Raw genomic sequence first — 17,213 nt, 5'->3', positions numbered from 1 at the left:
GCTGTCCGGTCAGGCCAGGCCGCCGTTGCTGTGCAGCAGCTGCCGGTTGATCCAGCCGCCCTCCGGCGAGCAGAGGAAGCCGACCAGGTTGGCGCAGTCGGCCGGGGTGCCCAGGCGCCCCAGCGGGGTGGCCGCGACCAGCTCGGCGACCAGCTCCGGCGACATCCAGCCGGTGTCCACCGGGCCCGGGTTGATCACGTTGGCGGTGATCCCGCGCCCAGCCAGCTCCTCGGCCGCCGCCAGCACGATCCGGTCCAGCGCGCCCTTGCTCGCGCCGTACGGCAGGTTCCCGGCGGTGTGGTCGCTGGTGAAGGCGATCACCCGGCCCGCCGCGGCCTCCGGCGGCGCGGTGAAGCGCCGGGCGTACTCGCGCAGCAGCAGCCAGCTCGACCGGGCGTTGACGTCGAAGTGCCGGTCGAAGCTCTCCGGGGCGGTGTCCAGCAGCCCCGAGTCCACCGACTCGCAGTGCAGCATCACCAGCGCGGTCACCTGGCCGAGCTCCCGCTCCACGGTGTCGAACAGCCGGGCCGGGGCGTCCGGGTCGGCCAGGTCGGCCTCCACCGCGAGCGTCCGGGCGCCGCGCTCCGCCAGCCCGGCGCCGAGCAGCGCGGGGGCGTCCCGGTCGACGCCCCAGGGCATCCGGGCGTCGTAGCCGGACCAGTGGCTGAAGGCCACGTCCCAGCCGGTCCCGGCGAGCTTCAGGGCCACCGCGAAGGCGATCCCGCGCTCCCGCCCGGCCCCGGTCACCAGTGCCAGCGGTCGTGCCTGCTGTTCCGTCATCGGTCCCCCCGGACGTGCCCGCGGGCGGTCGCTCCGCCGGGGCCATGGTGCGGCGCGGTCCGGTTCCGGGCAACCGAAAATCCGTCGCCGGGCCCAGCAACGGCTGGCAGGATGCCCGGCATGACTGCCATCGCCCCGGCCTCCGACCGGATCGCGGACTACCTGGCGGCCGACGCGGTGATCGACCACGGGCATCCGCTGGTCCGCGCGGCGGCCGAGGGGCTGCCCGGCGGCGACCCGACCGCCGTCGCCCGGGCGGCGTACCTGCTGGTCCGGGACACGGTCGGGCACTCCCGCGACGTCGACCGGTGGAGCGCCGCCAGCGCCGCGTCCGAGGTGCTGGCCCACGGCGACGCCGTCTGCCACGGCAAGTCGCACCTGCTGGCGGCGCTGCTGCGGGCCCGGCGGATCCCGGCCGGACTCTGCTACCAGCGGCTCGGCGACGGCGCGCCCGGCCGCTTCGTCCTGCACGCGCTGATCGCGGTCCGGCTGGACGGCCGCTGGTCGCGGCTGGACGCCCGCGGCAACCGCCCCGGCATCGACGCCGGGTTCTCACTGGACGCGGAGCGGCTGGCGTTCACCGCCGACCCGGCCGCCGACGAGCGGGACTACCCGCTGATCCACGCCGCGCCGCCGCCCGGGCTGCTGGCCGCGCTGGCCCTGGCCCGGCCCGGGGTGCCCGGCTTCGACTACCTGCCCGACCACCTGCCCGACCATCTGCCCGACCACCTGCCCGACGTGCTGTGAGCGCCCCGGGCGCCGTCTAAGCTCGTCCGCATGCCGCCAGCCGCCCGCCGGGTCCGTGTCCGCAGCTACGATCCCGCCACCAGCCGTGCCGCGCTCGCCGCGCAGGCGGGGGCGGTGCGCACGCTGGTGCACGCGCTGGGCGACCGGGCCGACGCCGAGGCGCTGCTGGCCGCGCCCACCCGGCTCGGCGACTGGACGGTGCGGGACCTGGTCGCGCACCTGGGCAGCGCCTTCGACGCGATCACCGACAACCTCGGGTTGTCGACCGGCGACGCCGCGCCGCTGACGCTCACCGACTGGGTCGCCGCGACCCGCACCGCCGCCCCGGCCATCGCCGACCGGGCCCGGCAGCGCGGTGCGCGGGAGTACGGCGGCGGCCCGGCGGAGGTCGCCGCCGCGCTGGACGCCGCCGTCGAGCGGGCGCTGGCGCTGCTCGCCGACGAGTACCCGCCGCAGCTGCGGCTGCCGACCCGGTTCGGCGCGATGCTGCTCACCGACTACCTGGTCACCCGGCTGGTGGAGACCGTGGTGCACGCCGACGACCTGGCCGCCGCGCTGGCCGGGGCCGACCCGGGGCGCTGCCCCCCGGCGGACGCCTTCCCGCACGACCGGCGGGCGCTGGCGGCGGTGGTGCGGCTGCTCGCGGACGCGCTCGCGGTCCAGGCCCCGGGCGGCGCGGTGGAGCTGCGGATCCCGCCGTTCGCCGTGGTCCAGTGCGTGGCGGGCCCCCGGCACACCCGGGGGACGCCGCCGAACGTGGTGGAGACCGCCCCGCTGCCGTGGATCCGGCTGGCCACCGGCCGCACCAGCTGGGCCCGGATCACCGGCGCCGAGGGAAACGTGGCGCAACTCACGGCGGGCGGCGAGCGGAGCGATCTTTCGGCGCTACTCCCGGTGATGGGCTGAGTCCGTTCGGATGCGTTCTACGCGTGTCCGGGAGGCGGGCGGTGACCTGCGGTTGTCCCCCGTTCGGCGGTCGCTCCCGGACTGCCCTAGACTCGGTACCGTGCCACGCGGTGACGGACGACTCAGCCATGACCTCCTTCCCGGCGAGAAGGGGCCCCAGGACGCCTGCGGCGTCTTCGGGGTCTGGGCCCCCGGTGAAGAGGTCGCCAAACTCACCTATTTCGGGCTGTACGCCCTGCAGCACCGCGGACAGGAGTCCGCCGGTATCGCAGTGAGCAACGGCTCGCAGATCCTCGTCTACAAGGACATGGGTCTGGTTTCGCAGGTCTTCGACGAAGCTTCCCTGGGCTCGCTGCTCGGCCATATCGCCGTCGGCCACGCCCGCTACTCCACCACCGGCTCCTCCGTGTGGGAGAACGCCCAGCCGACCTTCCGGGCGACCGCCCACGGTTCGCTGGCGCTCGGCCACAACGGCAACCTGGTCAACACCGCCGAACTGGCGCGGATGGTCGCCGACCTCCCCGGCGAGCAGCACACCTCGCGTTCCGGCCGGTCGGCCGTCACCAACGACACCGACCTGGTCACCGCGCTGCTCGCGGGCCACCCCGACCTCTCCATCGAGGAGACCGCCCGGCAGATCCTGCCGCTGGTCAAGGGTGCCTTCTCGCTGGTCTTCATGGACGAGCAGACCCTCTACGCCGCCCGTGACCCGCAGGGCATCCGCCCGCTGGTGCTGGGCCGTCTGGAGCGCGGCTGGGTGGTCGCCTCGGAGACCGCCGCGCTGGACATCGTCGGCGCGTCCTTCATCCGCGAGGTCGAGCCCGGCGAGCTGATCGCGGTGGACGAGAACGGCCTGCGGACCTCCCGCTTCGCCGAGGCCAAGCCCAAGGGCTGCGTCTTCGAGTACGTCTACCTGGCCCGCCCGGACACCACCATCGCCGGGCGCAACGTCCACCTGTCCCGGGTGGAGATGGGCCGCAGGCTGGCCAAGGAGGCCCCGGCCGAGGCCGACCTGGTGATAGCGACTCCGGAGTCCGGTACCCCGGCCGCCATCGGCTACGCCGAGGCCAGCGGCATCCCCTACGGCTCCGGCCTGGTGAAGAACGCCTACGTCGGGCGGACCTTCATCCAGCCGAACCAGACCATCCGGCAGCTCGGCATCCGGCTGAAGCTGAACCCGCTGAAGGACGTCATCCGCGGCAAGCGGCTGGTGGTCGTGGACGACTCGATCGTGCGCGGCAACACCCAGCGGGCCCTGGTCCGGATGCTGCGCGAGGCCGGCGCGGCCGAGGTGCACATCCGGATCTCCTCGCCGCCGATCAAGTGGCCCTGCTTCTTCGGCATCGACTTCGCCACCCGGGCCGAGCTGATCGCCAACGGCCTGTCGGTCGAGGAGATCGGCCAGTCGCTGGGCGCGGACTCGCTGGCCTTCATCTCCACCGACGGCATGGTCGAGGCCACCAGCCAGCCCCGGGACCGGCTCTGCACCGCCTGCTTCACCGGCGAGTACCCGATGGAGCTGCCGGACCCGGAACTGCTGGGCAAGCACCTGCTGGAGGCCGAGATCGCCTCCGCCGGGCAGCCCCCGGCGGTACGGCACGCACCCGGTCGCAACCCCGTCGGCGGCCGTTCGGACGCCGACGGCGTGCAGTCCATGCTCGGCGGCATCGGCGCGGCCGACGCGCTGCGCCGCCCGTAACCGTTCGATCCGCTCGTCCTCGGTTCGCCCGTTCCCGAGCGACCGCGGATCCGTTCGTTCGAGCCCGTACGACCACCCCCGACCCGAAAGGGCCGTTCCTGTGAGCGACCAGACCACCACCGGCACGAACGGCGGCGCGACCTACGCCGCCGCCGGCGTCTCCATCGAGGCCGGGGACCTCGCCGTCCAGCTGATGAAGCAGTGGGTCGGCAAGGCCACCAGGCCCGAGGTGGTCGGCGGCATCGGCGGATTCGCCGGGCTGTTCGACGCCAGTGCCCTGAAGCGCTACCAGCGTCCGCTGCTGGCCTCGGCGACCGACGGGGTCGGCACCAAGGTCGCCCTGGCGGCGGCCCTGGACAAGCACGACACCATCGGCCACGACCTGGTCGGCATGGTCGTCGACGACCTGGTCGTCTGCGGCGCCGAGCCGCTGTTCATGACCGACTACATCTGCGTCGGCAAGGTCCACCCGGAGCGGGTCGCGCAGATCGTCAAGGGCATCGCCGAGGGCTGCGTGCTGGCCGGGTGCGCCCTGGTCGGCGGCGAGACCGCGGAGCACCCCGGGCTGCTCGGCCCGGACGAGTACGACGTCGCGGGCGCCGGCACCGGCGTGGTCGAGGCGGACGACCTGCTCGGCGCGCACCGGGTTCGGGCCGGGGACGTGGTCATCGCGATGGCCGCCTCCGGGCTGCACTCCAACGGCTACTCGCTGGTCCGGCACGTGCTGCTGAACGAGGCGGGCTGGAAGCTGGACCGGCAGGTGGAGGAGTTCGGCCGGACCCTCGGCGAGGAGCTGCTGGAGCCCACCAGGATCTACTCGCTGGACTGCCTGGCGCTGGCCCGCTCCACCGAGATCCACGCCTTCTCGCACGTCACCGGCGGCGGCCTGGCGGCGAACCTGGCCCGGGTGATCCCGGACGGGCTGCACGCCCGGCTCGACCGGGGCACCTGGAACCCGCTGCCGGTCTTCCGCACGGTGGCCGAGGTCGGCCGGATGGACACGCTGGAGATCGAGAAGACCCTGAACATGGGTGTCGGCATGGTGGCCGTGGTCCCGCCGGAGTCCGTGGACACGGTGCTCGCGGTGCTGGCCGACCGGGACGTCGAGGCCTGGCTGCTCGGCGACATCGTCGACCGCGGCGGCGAGTGGGACAACGGCGGAGCGGCGCTCTACGGCAGCTACGAGGCCTGAGCGCGGTCCGGAACGGTGCGGGGGCCCGGCTGCCCCCGCACCGGCCCGTCAGGGCCGTCAGGCCGCGCCGCCGGGCCCGGCGGTCGGCCTGCCGACCACCGTGCCCGGGTGAGCGGCGTACGGGTAAGCCGAATGGCCGACCCGGTGGTCACCGGATCGGCTGTTCGACTGACGCGACGAGGTCAGGCGTGTTTGCGGTACGAGCCCGCAGCCTCGTCCTCGTCGTCGTCCTCATCGCCGTTGTACAGCTGCGCATACGACGCATACGGATCATCGTCCTCGTCGTCGTCTTCGAACGGCTCCGGATTAACCGACTCGTTCGAAGGCGATGCGCCCAGCTCGTTGGCCAGACGTGACGGGTCGAAACCCACGTCGCCGTACTTCAGCTGGCGGGCGACCTTTGTCTGCTTGGCCTTGGCCCGGCCGCGCCCCATGGCTCGACCCCCTCAACGACGGGGCTCATGGCCCCGAGTCTTGATACGCGTTCATGATGAGAAACGACCCCTCGCGAAGTGAGAGGGTCGGTCCTTTGAGCAATAACGGTACCTGCTTACAGCGCCGTACGGTACGCCGCCCGTGCGACGTTGCGCACGCCACCCCGCGTCGTGACCATGTTGGTGCAGGTCACAAGGGTAGCGGGCGGGTTTCGCCGGACACTTCCCGGGGCGGTTGGTGGGACCGCTCCGGGAAGATTATCCCCCGTACGGGCAGTTGGTATCCCCCGTTCGGGGGCATCAGGTGAGAACGGCGTTCCTGTCGCGGACCGCCGGGACTCCGGCCCTCAGCCCCGGCGTCCGCCGGGGAGGTGGATCGAGCGGAGCCGCCCGATGTCGGCCATCCGCCGCTCGGCCAAGCGGTCCGCCGCGACCGCCGGGGGCACGCCGTCGGCCTGGGCCCGGGCGAAGATCTCCAGCGTGGTGTCGTAGATCCGCGCCGCCTTCGCCTTGGCCCGCTCGAAGACGAACCCGCCGATCTCGTCCGCGACCTGGATCACGCCGCCGGCGTTCACCAGGTAGTCCGGCGCGTACAGCACGCCCCGGTCGGCCAGGTCCTTCTCCACGCCCGGATGCGCCAGCTGGTTGTTGGCGGCCCCGCAGACCACGGTGGCGGTCAGCGCCGCCACCGTGTCGTCGTCGAGGGCGCCACCGAGCGCACAGGGGGCGTAGACGTCCAGATTCGCGCGGACCAGCGCCCCGGCGTCGGCCACCACCTCCACCCCCGGGTGCGCCGCCCGCACCCGGGCCACCGCGTCCGCCCGGACGTCGGTGACGACCACCTGCGCGCCGTCCTCGACCAGGTGGCCCACCAGGTGGTGGCCGACCTTGCCGACCCCGGCGACGCCGACCCGGCGCCCGGCCAGGGTGGGCGCGCCCCAGCGGTGCCGGGCGCAGGCCCGCATCGCCTGGAACACCCCGAAGGCGGTCAGCACCGAGGAGTCCCCGGCGCCGCCGTACTCGGGCGAGCGGCCGGTCACGAAGTCGCACTCGCGGGCGACCACGTCCATGTCGGCCACGTAGGTGCCGACGTCGCAGGCGGTGATGTAGCGACCGCCCAGGGACTGCACGAAGCGGCCGTAGGCCCGCAGCAGCGCCTCGCTCTTGGCGCCGCCCTCGGTCGCGTGGGCCGGGTCGCCGATGATCACGGCCTTGCCGCCGCCGAGGTCGAGACCGGCCAGCGCGTTCTTGTAGGACATGCCGCGGGCCAGGTTCAGCGCGTCCTGCACGGCCTCCTCCTCGGAGGCGTACGGGTGGAAGCGGGTGCCGCCGAGGGCGGGGCCCAGCGCGGTGGAATGGATGGCGATGACGGCCTTCAGGCCGCTGTCGCGGTCGTGGCAGAGGACGACCTGCTCGTGGCTGTCGCCGGGGGCCGCCGCTGAGTCGGAGGCGAAGATCCGGTGCAGTACCCCGGAGCGGTTCTGGACGTCGGTCACGGTGGTGACTCCATGTCGTTGTCGGGCTGCGCCCGCGCGGGTGTGGTGCGGGGCGCGACCCCGGCCCGGTGCTCGTCGTGGAGCGCGGACGGGGCTTGGCAGCAGCGTAGATCCCCCGGGCCCGGTGTGGGGCCGGACCACGAACTCGCGCGGGCGCGCGGGCGGAGCCCGGGCTTCCGGGCCACGGGGCCACGCCGTCGTGCGACGATGCGGGCGTGCCTACATTGCGGACCTCGGTGCGGCCTCCCTACGCCGCGTACTTGCGCGTGTACGAGCCGCTGACGGCCTTTCCGGAGCCGGAGCGGTCGTACTGGCAGGACTACGCCGAGCAGCGCCGCGACCCCGACGGGGAGCGGCGTACGGCCCTGGACGAGGGCCGTCGGCGGCTGGCCGACCTGATCGCGGTGCCGCCGATGGCAGTGCCGGAGCGGGAGAGCCGGGACGCCTTCGTGCACGAGCTGGACGGCGTGCTCTACCTCTGCCCCTGGTGGACCCGGCTGCGCAGCTGGATCGCCCTGGGCGAGCTCCGGGAGGCCCTCCCGGCGGCGCTGCTGGACGCGGTGGTGCCGCCGGTGGTCAGGGCCCAGGCGGAGGCGGACTGGGACCGCTGGCGGGCGCAGCACCCGGACGGCCGGCCGTGGATCCTGACCAGTACCTGGAACGTCCCGGTCTCCTGGTTCCTGCTGTTCGAGGACGGCGAGCGGGAGTACGTCCCGGCCCGGCGGCCGGAGGCGGGCCCGGCGGCGGGTCCGGAGCCGGCGGCGGGCCCTGAGGGGGAGCCGGTGGTGCCGGAGGACGCTGACGGCGCGCGCCCCCCGTCCGCGCCGGTGCTGCGCTACCGCACGCCCATGTCGCACGCCCGGCGCCGGTTCGCCCGGGGCTTCCGGGTGCTGCGGGAGAACCTGGACGAAGGACCGCTGGTCGAGGCGGTCGAGGAGGTCGGCCGCTGGCTGGAGGAGTTCCACCCGCGCTCGCTGGTGGAGCTGGACTACGGCGGGCTGGTGCACGCGGTGGCCGAGGCCTCGCTGGCGGACGACCACACGGCGCTGGAGGTCGCGGCCGGGGTGGCCGCGCTGCGGGAGGGCGACGCCGCCCAGGCGGCCAGCTCCTACCGGGCGATCACCGACCGCTGGCGGCGGATTCAGGAACTCCAGTACGCGAACTGAGCCCCGCTGACCTGGGGGCATCGTTCACGGAGCAGGCGGGGTGGGCGCGTGGCGGGGTTCCGCCACGACGGATTGCGCCATGGTCGAACACGGGAGCTGTCGGACACGCGTGGCATCCTTCCCTCATGTGCCACGGCGCCCCTTATCCCCCACCCACATGGGACCAAACGTGCGCTTCGGGTCAATACCCCGCGAACGTGACGTGACTCACCGTTGACGCGAAGTACTCCGAGCGTGCCAAAATAGGACAACCAGCCTCACTGTGGACTGTTGCGGGTCGCTTCGGAACTGTCTGCGGGGGATGAACGTCTTCGCGGGGGAGCGGGGGGGTCTGGTTCATGCCATGACCGATCGTCACGCTGAAGTGACTGTCCGTTATGGCATGGTCCATCGCCATCCGTCGAGCTTGGACCCGGAGGGGTCAATTCCGACGGTTTGGCCGATGGGGCTGGACGGATGGTGTAGTTGTAGTGCCGAGGACAAGCCGTTCGTCCTATTACCGACTTGGTCGGCGTGCGCCATTTCGGGCATCCCGGTCCAAGGTGCAGAATTTGAAGGAAAGAACCGCGTTGGTTCGGTTCTCCCGAGGAGGCCGCTCATGACCGCTCGCACCCCTGATGCCGAACCGCTGCTGACGCCGGCGGAGGTTGCCACCATGTTCCGCGTTGACCCGAAGACGGTCACTCGCTGGGCCAAGGCCGGCAAGCTCACGTCGATCCGTACGCTCGGTGGGCATCGTCGTTACCGCGAGGCCGAGGTTCGCGCGCTGCTTGCGGGTATCCCGCAGCAGCGTGGTGAAGTCTGAGGCTGAGCAGACACAGGGAAACACACCTCCTGCTATTGCGTCGGCTGTCCCCACGTGGGGGATGACCGTTCGGCACGCGGTAAATGGAGGATCTTGACAAGCGTGAAGCCGCACCGAACTCCGCCGGGTTCGGTGCGGTTTCGTTTTCCCGGTTCGGAACGGTCCGCTCCGCGGGGGTCGGGAGCGGCTTGAATGAGTGTGCAATTGTATATATTAAATTAGCCGGTTCAGCGGGGTGGGCGAGGGCCGATGTGGATGGCGATCATATAAGTGACACCGGTCACATGTGTGATCAGGCCCTGGTCGTGTACTCGTCAGCTGCCGATATAGCGAAGAGCCCGGATCCAACCGGATCCGGGCTCTGCTCAGGCGACCTCGACGGGACTTGAACCCGCGACCTCCACCTTGACAGGGTGGCGAGCTAACCAACTGCTCCACGAGGCCTTGCACGCCGCGGTTTTCTTCGCGACAACGGAACTGTACTCCATTCCGGGGGCCGAGGTCGAACCCGCCGCAGGTGAGCGCCGTGCCGCTGCGGCGGCGCCACCGGATCAGACGCCGGACGCCCCCAGCAGCGCGCCGACCCCGTAGGTGACGGCCATGGCGATCGCCCCGCCCAGGACGTTGCGCAGCACCGCGGGCGGCACCGGGGCCCGGCCCATCCGGGCGCTGCCCCAGCCGCACAGGACCAGCGCCGCCAGCACCGCCGCCACGGTGACCGGCAGCCGCACCCCCTTCGGCGGCAGCACGATCGCCAGCAGCGGCAGCAGCGCGCCCACGGTGAACGAGAGGAAGCTGGCCCAGGCGGCGTGCCACGGGTTGGCCAGCCCCTCCGGGTCGATGCCCAACTCGGTCTCCGCGTGCGCGGCCAGGGCGTCGTGACGGGTCAGCTGCACCGCGACCTCGTCGGCCAGCTCCGCGGAGAGCCCCTTCTGCCGGTACAGCCCGGCCAGCTCCTCCAGCTCCGCCTCCGGCGTCCGGGCCAGCTCGCGGCGCTCCTGGTCGAGTGCGGCCCGCTCGGAGTCCCGCTGGGTGCTGACCGAGACGTACTCGCCGGCCGCCATCGACAGCGAACCGGCGAGCAGCCCGGCCAGACCGGCGGTCAGCAGCGTGTCGGCGGACGCGTTCGCCCCGGCCACGCCGACGACCAGACCGGCGGTGGAGACCACCCCGTCGTTGGCGCCGAGGACGGCGGCCCGCAGCCAGTTCAACCGCCCGCCCAGGGTGTCCTGGTGCGGCTCGTCGTGGCTCGACTCGTCAATCGTCACAGCGCGAGTCTCGCATTCGGACGACCCCGGCGGGCGGGACCCGGCCGGTCAACTCAGCAGCGCGTACCCGGCGAAGGCGGCGGCGAGGCCCAGCAGCAGGCTGCCGACCACGTTCAGCCCGGCCTCGGCCAGCGAGCCGTCCTCCAGCAGCCGCATGGTCTCGAAGGAGAAGGTGGAGAAGGTGGTCAGGCCGCCGCAGAAGCCGGTGCCGAGCAGCAGGCTGACGTTCGCGGGCAGGTGCTGGTGCGCGGTGGCGGCGCCGACCGCGCCCAGGATGAACGCCCCGGAGACGTTGATCAGCAGCGTGCCCAGCGGGAACACGCTCCGGTGCCGGGTCTGCACCGCCCGGTCGGCCAGGTAGCGGACCGGCGCGCCGAGCATGCCGCCGAGGAAGACCATGAGCACGGGCATCAGCGGGATCCTGCCTTCTGGGAGTCGGGCACGGTGGCGGTGCGCCCGGCCTCGCTGCGCAGCTTCGGGCCGCGCCGGACCGGCTTGTGGACGGCGACCCGGGCCAGCGCGATCCCGGTCCACACGGCAGCCAGCCCGACCAGCAGGCTGGTCAGCGCGTAGGCGTCGGCCCGGGCGAAGTGGTGGGTGGCCAGCAGGCCGCGGGTCTCGGACATGTAGGTCGAGAAGGTGGTGAACCCGCCGATGATGCCCACCCCGAGGAACGGGCGGCGGTAGCGCCCGGGCGGCCAGACCTCGATCACGTAGACCATCAGCAGGCCCAGGGCGAGGCTGCCCGCGATGTTGGTGACGAAGGTGGCCCAGGGGAAACCGTCGACGGGGGTGGGCCAGGCCCGGGCGATGCCGTAGCGGGCGACGCTGCCGAGGCCGCCGCCGAGGGCGATCACCGCGACCACGTCCCACTCGCGGGGCCGCCCGCGCGGCGGCTCCTCGCGCAGGTCCGGGTCGACCGGCAGGTTCTCCGCGAGCCGCGGCGCGGGGCCCGCCGGGTCGCCGGGGCCCGCGGGGGCTGCGGGTGCTGCGGGGTCCGCGGGATCCGTGGGATCTGCGGGATCTGCGGGGGTGCTGGGGGGCATCAGCGCTCCAGGGTGGGTGCGTCCGCCGGGGACGGCCGACTGCGGGGTCGGGAAACGGTGACGGCGGACGCGGCGGACACCGCCGGGACCGGCCTTGGGGGTTCGGGGCATGTCTCTCCTACCTGAGTGCCAGGGCCGCCGGATGGGCGACCGCCAGGTAGGGACCGTTGGCGACCGGGATCCGGTCGCGGTTGTCGGCGAGCCCCTCCGCCGTCGCCCCACAGGATAGCCAAACCCCGCCCCGCCCCCCGGGCCGCCCTCGCGGCGCCGGGGTGCCAGCCGGGTCAGGCGCCGGGAGCTGGGTCCGGGGTGGCCAGGCGCAGGGCTTCGGCGGCCAGGGCCGGGTCGGCCAGGAGGCCGGTGAGCCGCCGCACCAGCAGGCCGGTCGGTCCCTCCGGCCGCTCCTGGGCGAAGAAGGACCGGAACGCGGGCAGCAGTTCCGGCTCGTAGGAGAGGCTGACCAGCAGCATCACCACGAACTCCTGCACCAGCCGCAGTTGCAGCTCCTGCCGGGTCAGCCGGTCGGGCCGGGGCTGGAGGCCGTCCTGGTCCGCGAGCCAGGCGATGGCGGTGGTCTCCGCGTTGGCGATCCAGGCGCGCACCGCCAGCCGCACCCGGACGCTCGGCCCGGGCAGCTCCAGGTGGGCGATGACCTGGTCCATCGCCGCCTGCCTGACCCGGTCGATGACCGCGCCGGTGTCCGGGGTCGACGAGGCCGAGCCGCCGCGCAGCAGCGCGGAGAAGCCCGGGCCGTGGGACTCCACGAAGCCCAGGTAACGGCCCATCACCCGGTGCAGCCGCTCGGACAGCGGCCCCTCGCGCGGCTCCTCGAACAGCGCCGCCAGCTGCTCCCCGGCGCGGCGTATGGCCTCCTCGTACAGGCCCTGCTTGCCGGGGAAGTAGTGGTACACCAGGGGCCGCGAGGCCCCCGCCGCGGCGGCGATCTCGTCGATCGACACCTCCTCGGGGGCCTGCTTGGCGAAGAACTCCAGGGCGACGGCGATCAGTTGCTCACGCCGCTGCTCGACCCCGAGCCGACGCCGGGGCGGCCGGGGGCTGGATGATGCGCTCATGACCAACAGGGTAGGCGCTGCCTGGCGTTCAGAGGTCAAGCACCAGCTTGCCGCCACCACCGCGGGAGACGCAGATCAGCATGGAGTCGGCCCGCTCCCGCTCGGTGAGCAGCTCGTCGCGGTGGTCCGGGGTGCCGGACAGCACCTTGGTCCGGCAGGTGCCGCAGAAGCCCTGTTCGCAGGAGTAGGGGGTGTCCGGCAGCCGGTCGCGGACCGCGCGCAGCACGCTGCGGTCGGCCGGGACGGTCAACGAGATCCCGCTGCGGGCGAGTTCCAGCTCCAGCTCGGCCGCCTCGGCCCCGGCGGCGCTCTCCGCCGGGTGGAACCGCTCCAGCCGCGCCTCGGTCCCCGGGCGCCGCTCGGCGAGCACCGCCACCAGGGCGTCCATCAGCGGCTCCGGGCCGCAGACGTGGACGGCGGCGGCCTCGGGGGCGGCGGTCAGGGCGGCGGCCAGGTCGGGCAGGCCCTCGGTGTCGGTGGTGACCACGCGGACGTGGCGCTGCTCCGGATCGAGAGCGGTGATCTCGTCGAGGAACGGCATGCTGGAACGAGAGCGGCCGACGTAGAGCAGCTGCCAGTCGCCGCCGAGAGCGGCGATCTCGCGGACCTTGGGCAGGATCGGGGTGATCCCGATGCCCCCGGCCACGAAGAAGTGAGCACTGCTCTCGTCGGTGCTCCCGGTGGCGGGGCGCAGCGGGAAGCGGTTGCGCGGGGCGTGCGCGTCGATGCGCGCGCCCTCGGTCAGCGCCGTGTGCACCTCCCGCGATCCGCCCCGGCTGTCCTCGGTGAGCCGCACCGCGATCCGGTAGCTCCCCCGGTCGGCCGGGTCGCCGCAGAGCGAGTACTGCCGGACCAGGCCCGAGGGCAGCAGCAGGTCCAGGTGTGCGCCCGGCTCCCAGCCGGGCAGTTCGCCGCCGTCCGCCGCCGCCAGCCGCAGTTCGGCCACGCCCTCGGCGGCCTCCCGCCGCCCGGCCACCACCAGCTCCAGCCGGAGCTCCGCCGCACCCGAAGCCGGTCCCGAAGCGGCACCCGAAGCCGGTCCCGAAGCGGCTGCCGCCGCCTTGGCGGCGGGCGAACTCGCCAGGTAGGCCAGCGCCTTGGCGGTCGAGCCCTCCTGCGTGGGGTGGTAGCGGCGGCGCAGGTAGCGGGGCACGGCCGAGAAGATGTCCCGGGGCGCGGGCACCAGCTCCTCCCTGGCCGCCCGCACCCAGTCGCGGAGGTGCGGCTCGGCCGCCTTCCGCTCGGCCGGGCTCAGCTCCGGGTCGTTCGCCAGGAAGAACTTCACCCCGCGCACCCAGAGCCAGAACATGGTCGGGAACACCACGCTCATGGTCCGCACCCGGCGCCCGTAGCCGCCGTCCAGGTGCTGGAACACGTCGAAGGCGACCGAGCGGTGCTCGACCTCCTCCGCGCCGTGCCAGCGCAGCAGGTCGACCATGGTCGGGTCGGCGCCGAAGCGGTCGAAGCCGCGCGCGTCCAGCACCCACTTGCCGAGCACCGCCGTGTAGTGCTCGATCGCGGCGATGATGGCGACCCGTTCCAGCAGCCACCAGCGGCCGGCCAGCGGCGGCGCGGTGTTGTCGCCGAGCAGGTGCTCGAAGAACCAGTCCATCTGCTCGGTGTAGGGGGCCGGGTCCAGGCCCTGCGCCAGCAGGTGTTCCAGGACCGTGGAGTGGGCCTGCGAGTGGACCGACTCCTGCCCGATGAACCCGATCATGTCCTCGCGCAGCCGCTGGTCCCGGACCAGTGGCAGCGCCTGCTTGTAGACGTCGACGAACCAGCGCTCCCCGGCCGGCAGCAGCAGGTGCAGCACGTTGATCATGTGGGTGGAGAACGGGTCCCCGGGGACCCAGTGCAGCGGGGTGTGCTGCCAGTCGAAGGCGACCCGGCGCGGTCGCAGGGCGGCGTGCTCGGTGGTGACGACGGTCATCGGGTCCTCCTGCTGCTGCTTCGGGGGGTGAGGTCGCGGCGGGCGATCAGCCGCAGCGTCCCGGGCGACAGGCGGCGCAGCGCCGATCCGATCCGGGCCTCGGCGGCGACGGGGACGACGGCGCGATTCTCCTCCACCGCGCGCAGCACGGCTGCCGCGATCCGGTCCGGGCCGACGTTGCGGAGCCGGTAGAGCCGGTCCGCGTTGCCGCGCAGCTGCTCCTGCTCGTCGCCGGAGACGCCGACATAGCGGGTGGCCCTGGCGATACCGGTGTTGACGAAGCCGGGGCAGACCGCGCTCACGCCGATTCCCTCGCCCGCCAGTTCGGCCCGCAGGCACTCGCTCAGCATCAGCACCGCGGCCTTGGTGGTGGCGTACGCCGGGAGCGTGCGCGAGGGGGTGAACGCCGCCGCCGAGGCGATGTTGACGATGTGCCCGCCCTCGCCGCGCTCCTTCAGCTGCGCGCCGAACAGTCGGCAGCCGTGCACCACGCCCATCAGGTTGACGCCGAGCACCGCCTCCCAGTCGGCGGTGCTGGTGTCCAGGAAGGCCCCGCCCATGCCGATCCCGGCGTTGTTGACCACGATGTCGGGCGTGCCGTGCTCGCTCTGCACCGCCTTGGCGAAGGCCTCCATCGCGGCGGCGTCGGCGACGTCCACGGTGTACGGGTGGGCCGGGGCGCCGAACAGCGAGGCGAGCCGGGCGGTGCGGGCCGCGGCCTCGGCGTTCAGGTCGGCGGCGATCACGCTGGCGCCGCCCTCGGCGAGGGCGAGCGCGGTGGCCCGGCCGATGCCGCTGCCCGCGCCGGTGACCACCGCGAGCCGCCCGGCGAACGACCCCGGCTCGCGCTGCCCGGGCGGCCGCACCTGGGCCCGCGCCAGGCCGGGCGCGGCCGGCGCGCCGTCGATGTGCGCGGCGAACTCCTCGATCCAGCGGGCGAGGACGCCGTCGTGGGTGAGCGGGGCCCAGTGCCCGGAGCGCAGCGGGCGGCGCCACAGCCGGGGCGCCCAGGGCTGCGGGGCCTGCCCGGCCAGCGCCGGGGAGACGTAGAGGTCCCGCTGCGGCAGCACCACCTGGACCGGGATCGCGGTGGGCCGCTGCCGGGGCCGCGCGATCCGGGGCAGCATGTTGGCCCGGTACAGCGCCAGCCCGCGGACCGCGTCGGCCGGCAGCGTCGGCGCGGCGCTGCCGCGCGGGACGCCCTCGATCGCGTGTTGAAGCGCGGGCCACGCCTTGGCCAGCCCGGTCCGCCACAGCAGCGGCGGCAGCAGCGGGAGTTGGAAGTACCCGAGGTACCAGGAGCGCAGCCCCTGCCCGGCGAGCTGGGCCAGGCCGCGCGGCCGGGGGTGCCGGGCCTTGGCCCGGAACCAGTGCGCGGCGTGGTCCAGGCAGGGCCCGGAGACCGAGGTGAAGGAGGCGATCCGGTCGGCCAGGGCACTGCCGGTGACCGCCTCCCAGGACTGGATCGAGCCCCAGTCGTGCCCGACCAGGTGGACCGGGCGGTCCGGGCTGACCGCGTCCAGCACCGCGCCGAGGTCGGCCTCCAGCGCGGCCAGGGTGTAGGCGCCGATCCGGCGCGGCGCGTCGGAGGCCCCGGCGCCGCGCACGTCGTAGGCCACCACCCGGCGGTTCGCGGCCAGCAGCCCGGCGATCGGCCGCCACACGGCGTGGGTGTCTGGGTAGCCGTGGACCAGCACCACGGCGGGGGCGGCGGAGTCCGGGTCACCCCACTCGCGCACCGCGAGCCGGACGCCGTCCGGTGCGGTGACGAAGCTGCGGCGGCCTTCGTCCGGGGCCCGGCCCCGGTGGTGGCTGCTCATGCGGCCTGCTCCTTCCAGCGGTTGACGTGCGGCAGGTCTTCGTCCAGCCAGTAGGCGTCGTCCTCGGTGACCACCAGCAGTTCCTCGAACTTGGCGCCGACGCCGCGGCAGCCGAGGTGCGGCTCGACCGCCCACAGGCCCGGGGTGGGCGCGTGCGCGGAGGACCTGCCGTCCGCCCAGAGCGGGGAGCGGTGCTGGATCCGCTCGGCGACCAGCTCCCGGCCGAGGGTCTGCAGGCTGCGCGCGCCGAACCCGGCGACCACCGTGCGCGGACCGCGCGTCCGCAGCCGGGTGACCTGGTGGGCCAGCACCCGGCCCGGGTAGACCCGGTGCCGGTTGTCGTAGCCGTGCCGGGCGACCAGGGCGTCCACCGCGCGGTAGATCTGGTCCAGCGGGCGGCGCTCGCGCACCTGGTCCAGGATCAGCCGCCGGTACTCCTGGAGGTCGTCCAGGATCTGCGCCTGCACCCGGTTGCCGCCGAGGCTGCCGGCGTAGCCGATGTCGGCGGTGTAGCCGTCGGCGACCGGGGCGCAGTCGAGGATGAAGGGCATGCCCTCCTCCAGCCGCCGGTCGGTCGGGAAGAACTGGAGCGGCGTGCGGAAGCGGTGGAACACCGTCCGGTCGCCGAACCAGGCGAAGGGCACGTGGAACCAGTCGTCCGCGCCGTTGGCCTCCAGCCACTGCCGCATCCGCCGCGCGGCCTGCCGTTCCGTCGTCCCCGGCTCCAGCCCGTCCGCGACCGCCCGCGCGCAGCGGTAGGCGAGCTGCTGGACCTCGCGGAACCTGGCCAGATCCACCGGCGTCCAGGCCGGCTGCTCCTTATTAGACATTCTGTCAACATAGCGCCGAAG

General features: G+C 73.6%; 16 protein-coding genes, 1 tRNA gene and 1 pseudogene. 6 read left to right on the top strand and 12 right to left on the bottom strand.

All coding sequences use genetic code 11. The features are described 5' to 3' along the window. Nucleotides 1-9 precede the first annotated feature (9 nt). Nucleotides 10-780 (bottom strand): SDR family oxidoreductase, encoded by a 771-nt coding sequence (locus GXP74_RS38660; protein WP_182455846.1) that lies wholly within the window; start codon nt 778-780, stop codon nt 10-12. Nucleotides 781-900: 120 nt separating this feature from the next. Here GXP74_RS38660 and GXP74_RS38655 point away from each other — a divergent pair, with 120 nt between their 5' ends. The 4 genes from GXP74_RS38655 to purM all read left to right on the top strand — a co-directional run bounded on the left by GXP74_RS38655 (nt 901) and on the right by purM (nt 5,324). Then, nucleotides 901-1,527 (top strand): transglutaminase family protein, encoded by a 627-nt coding sequence (locus GXP74_RS38655; protein ID WP_182455845.1) that lies wholly within the window; start codon nt 901-903, stop codon nt 1,525-1,527. 30 nt (nt 1,528-1,557) lie between these two features. Then, the gene (locus tag GXP74_RS38650) at nt 1,558-2,433 is read left to right on the top strand and encodes a sterol carrier family protein (protein WP_182455844.1); all 876 of its coding nucleotides are present in this window, start codon (nt 1,558-1,560) and stop codon (nt 2,431-2,433) included. A 100-nt stretch (nt 2,434-2,533) separates the two neighbouring features. Continuing rightward, nucleotides 2,534-4,132, top strand: a complete 1,599-nt coding sequence (gene purF / locus GXP74_RS38645) for an amidophosphoribosyltransferase (RefSeq protein WP_182455843.1) — start codon at nt 2,534-2,536, stop codon at nt 4,130-4,132. A 100-nt stretch (nt 4,133-4,232) separates the two neighbouring features. After that, entirely contained in the window at nt 4,233-5,324 is a 1,092-nt protein-coding gene (purM, locus tag GXP74_RS38640; protein ID WP_182455842.1) for a phosphoribosylformylglycinamidine cyclo-ligase, read from the top strand. Nucleotides 5,325-5,506: 182 nt separating this feature from the next. Here purM and GXP74_RS38635 read toward each other — a convergent pair whose 3' ends face one another. Both GXP74_RS38635 and GXP74_RS38630 read right to left on the bottom strand, forming a co-directional pair. Further along, nucleotides 5,507-5,758: a DUF3073 domain-containing protein gene (locus GXP74_RS38635; RefSeq protein ID WP_182455841.1), complete on the bottom strand. Its 252-nt coding sequence runs from the start codon at nt 5,756-5,758 to the stop codon at nt 5,507-5,509. Between the two features lie 347 nt (nt 5,759-6,105). Next, nucleotides 6,106-7,224 (bottom strand): Glu/Leu/Phe/Val dehydrogenase dimerization domain-containing protein, encoded by a 1,119-nt coding sequence (locus tag GXP74_RS38630; RefSeq protein WP_370468586.1) that lies wholly within the window; start codon nt 7,222-7,224, stop codon nt 6,106-6,108. A gap of 245 nt (nt 7,225-7,469) precedes the next feature. Between GXP74_RS38630 and GXP74_RS38625 the strand changes: the two genes are divergently transcribed. Beyond that, complete coding sequence (locus tag GXP74_RS38625; RefSeq protein ID WP_182455839.1) at nt 7,470-8,420, top strand: hypothetical protein; 951 nt, start codon at nt 7,470-7,472, stop codon at nt 8,418-8,420. A gap of 598 nt (nt 8,421-9,018) precedes the next feature. After that, nucleotides 9,019-9,225 carry a developmental transcriptional regulator BldC gene (bldC, locus tag GXP74_RS38620; protein WP_034089242.1) on the top strand — a complete coding sequence of 69 codons (207 nt, stop codon included), beginning with the start codon at nt 9,019-9,021 and terminating at the stop codon, nt 9,223-9,225. A 370-nt stretch (nt 9,226-9,595) separates the two neighbouring features. On the opposite strand, the gene GXP74_RS38615 is transcribed toward bldC, so the two are convergent. The 9 genes and pseudogenes from GXP74_RS38615 to GXP74_RS38580 all read right to left on the bottom strand — a co-directional run bounded on the left by GXP74_RS38615 (nt 9,596) and on the right by GXP74_RS38580 (nt 17,192). Continuing rightward, nucleotides 9,596-9,669 (bottom strand) — tRNA-Asp (locus GXP74_RS38615). A gap of 107 nt (nt 9,670-9,776) precedes the next feature. Then, nucleotides 9,777-10,487, bottom strand: a complete 711-nt coding sequence (locus tag GXP74_RS38610) for a VIT family protein (protein WP_182456931.1) — start codon at nt 10,485-10,487, stop codon at nt 9,777-9,779. Nucleotides 10,488-10,541: 54 nt separating this feature from the next. Beyond that, the gene (gene crcB / locus GXP74_RS38605) at nt 10,542-10,904 is read right to left on the bottom strand and encodes a fluoride efflux transporter CrcB (protein ID WP_182455838.1); all 363 of its coding nucleotides are present in this window, start codon (nt 10,902-10,904) and stop codon (nt 10,542-10,544) included. Continuing rightward, nucleotides 10,904-11,650, bottom strand: coding sequence for a CrcB family protein (locus GXP74_RS38600; protein WP_182455837.1), 747 nt, complete (start codon nt 11,648-11,650; stop codon nt 10,904-10,906). The genes crcB and GXP74_RS38600 overlap by 1 nt, the downstream gene beginning before the upstream one ends. A gap of 173 nt (nt 11,651-11,823) precedes the next feature. Continuing rightward, the gene (locus GXP74_RS38595; RefSeq protein ID WP_182455836.1) at nt 11,824-12,612 is read right to left on the bottom strand and encodes a TetR/AcrR family transcriptional regulator; all 789 of its coding nucleotides are present in this window, start codon (nt 12,610-12,612) and stop codon (nt 11,824-11,826) included. Nucleotides 12,613-12,640: 28 nt separating this feature from the next. Then, entirely contained in the window at nt 12,641-13,000 is a 360-nt protein-coding gene (locus tag GXP74_RS42395; protein WP_370468585.1) for a 2Fe-2S iron-sulfur cluster-binding protein, read from the bottom strand. A gap of 651 nt (nt 13,001-13,651) precedes the next feature. Further along, a pseudogene (locus tag GXP74_RS41335) lies at nt 13,652-14,542 on the bottom strand (metal-dependent hydrolase); the annotation flags it as partial. Then, nucleotides 14,539-16,362, bottom strand: coding sequence for an SDR family oxidoreductase (locus GXP74_RS38585; RefSeq protein ID WP_182455835.1), 1,824 nt, complete (start codon nt 16,360-16,362; stop codon nt 14,539-14,541). The pseudogene GXP74_RS41335 and the gene GXP74_RS38585, both read right to left, overlap by 4 nt. Beyond that, complete coding sequence (locus GXP74_RS38580) at nt 16,359-17,192, bottom strand: M24 family metallopeptidase (RefSeq protein WP_182455834.1); 834 nt, start codon at nt 17,190-17,192, stop codon at nt 16,359-16,361. Before GXP74_RS38580 ends, GXP74_RS38585 begins: the two co-directional genes overlap by 4 nt. Nucleotides 17,193-17,213 lie beyond the last annotated feature (21 nt).

The sequence above is a fragment of the Streptacidiphilus sp. P02-A3a genome (genome assembly GCF_014084105.1).
Lineage (GTDB): Bacteria > Actinomycetota > Actinomycetes > Streptomycetales > Streptomycetaceae > Streptacidiphilus.
This window is presented reverse-complemented; position numbering and strand designations above follow the sequence as displayed.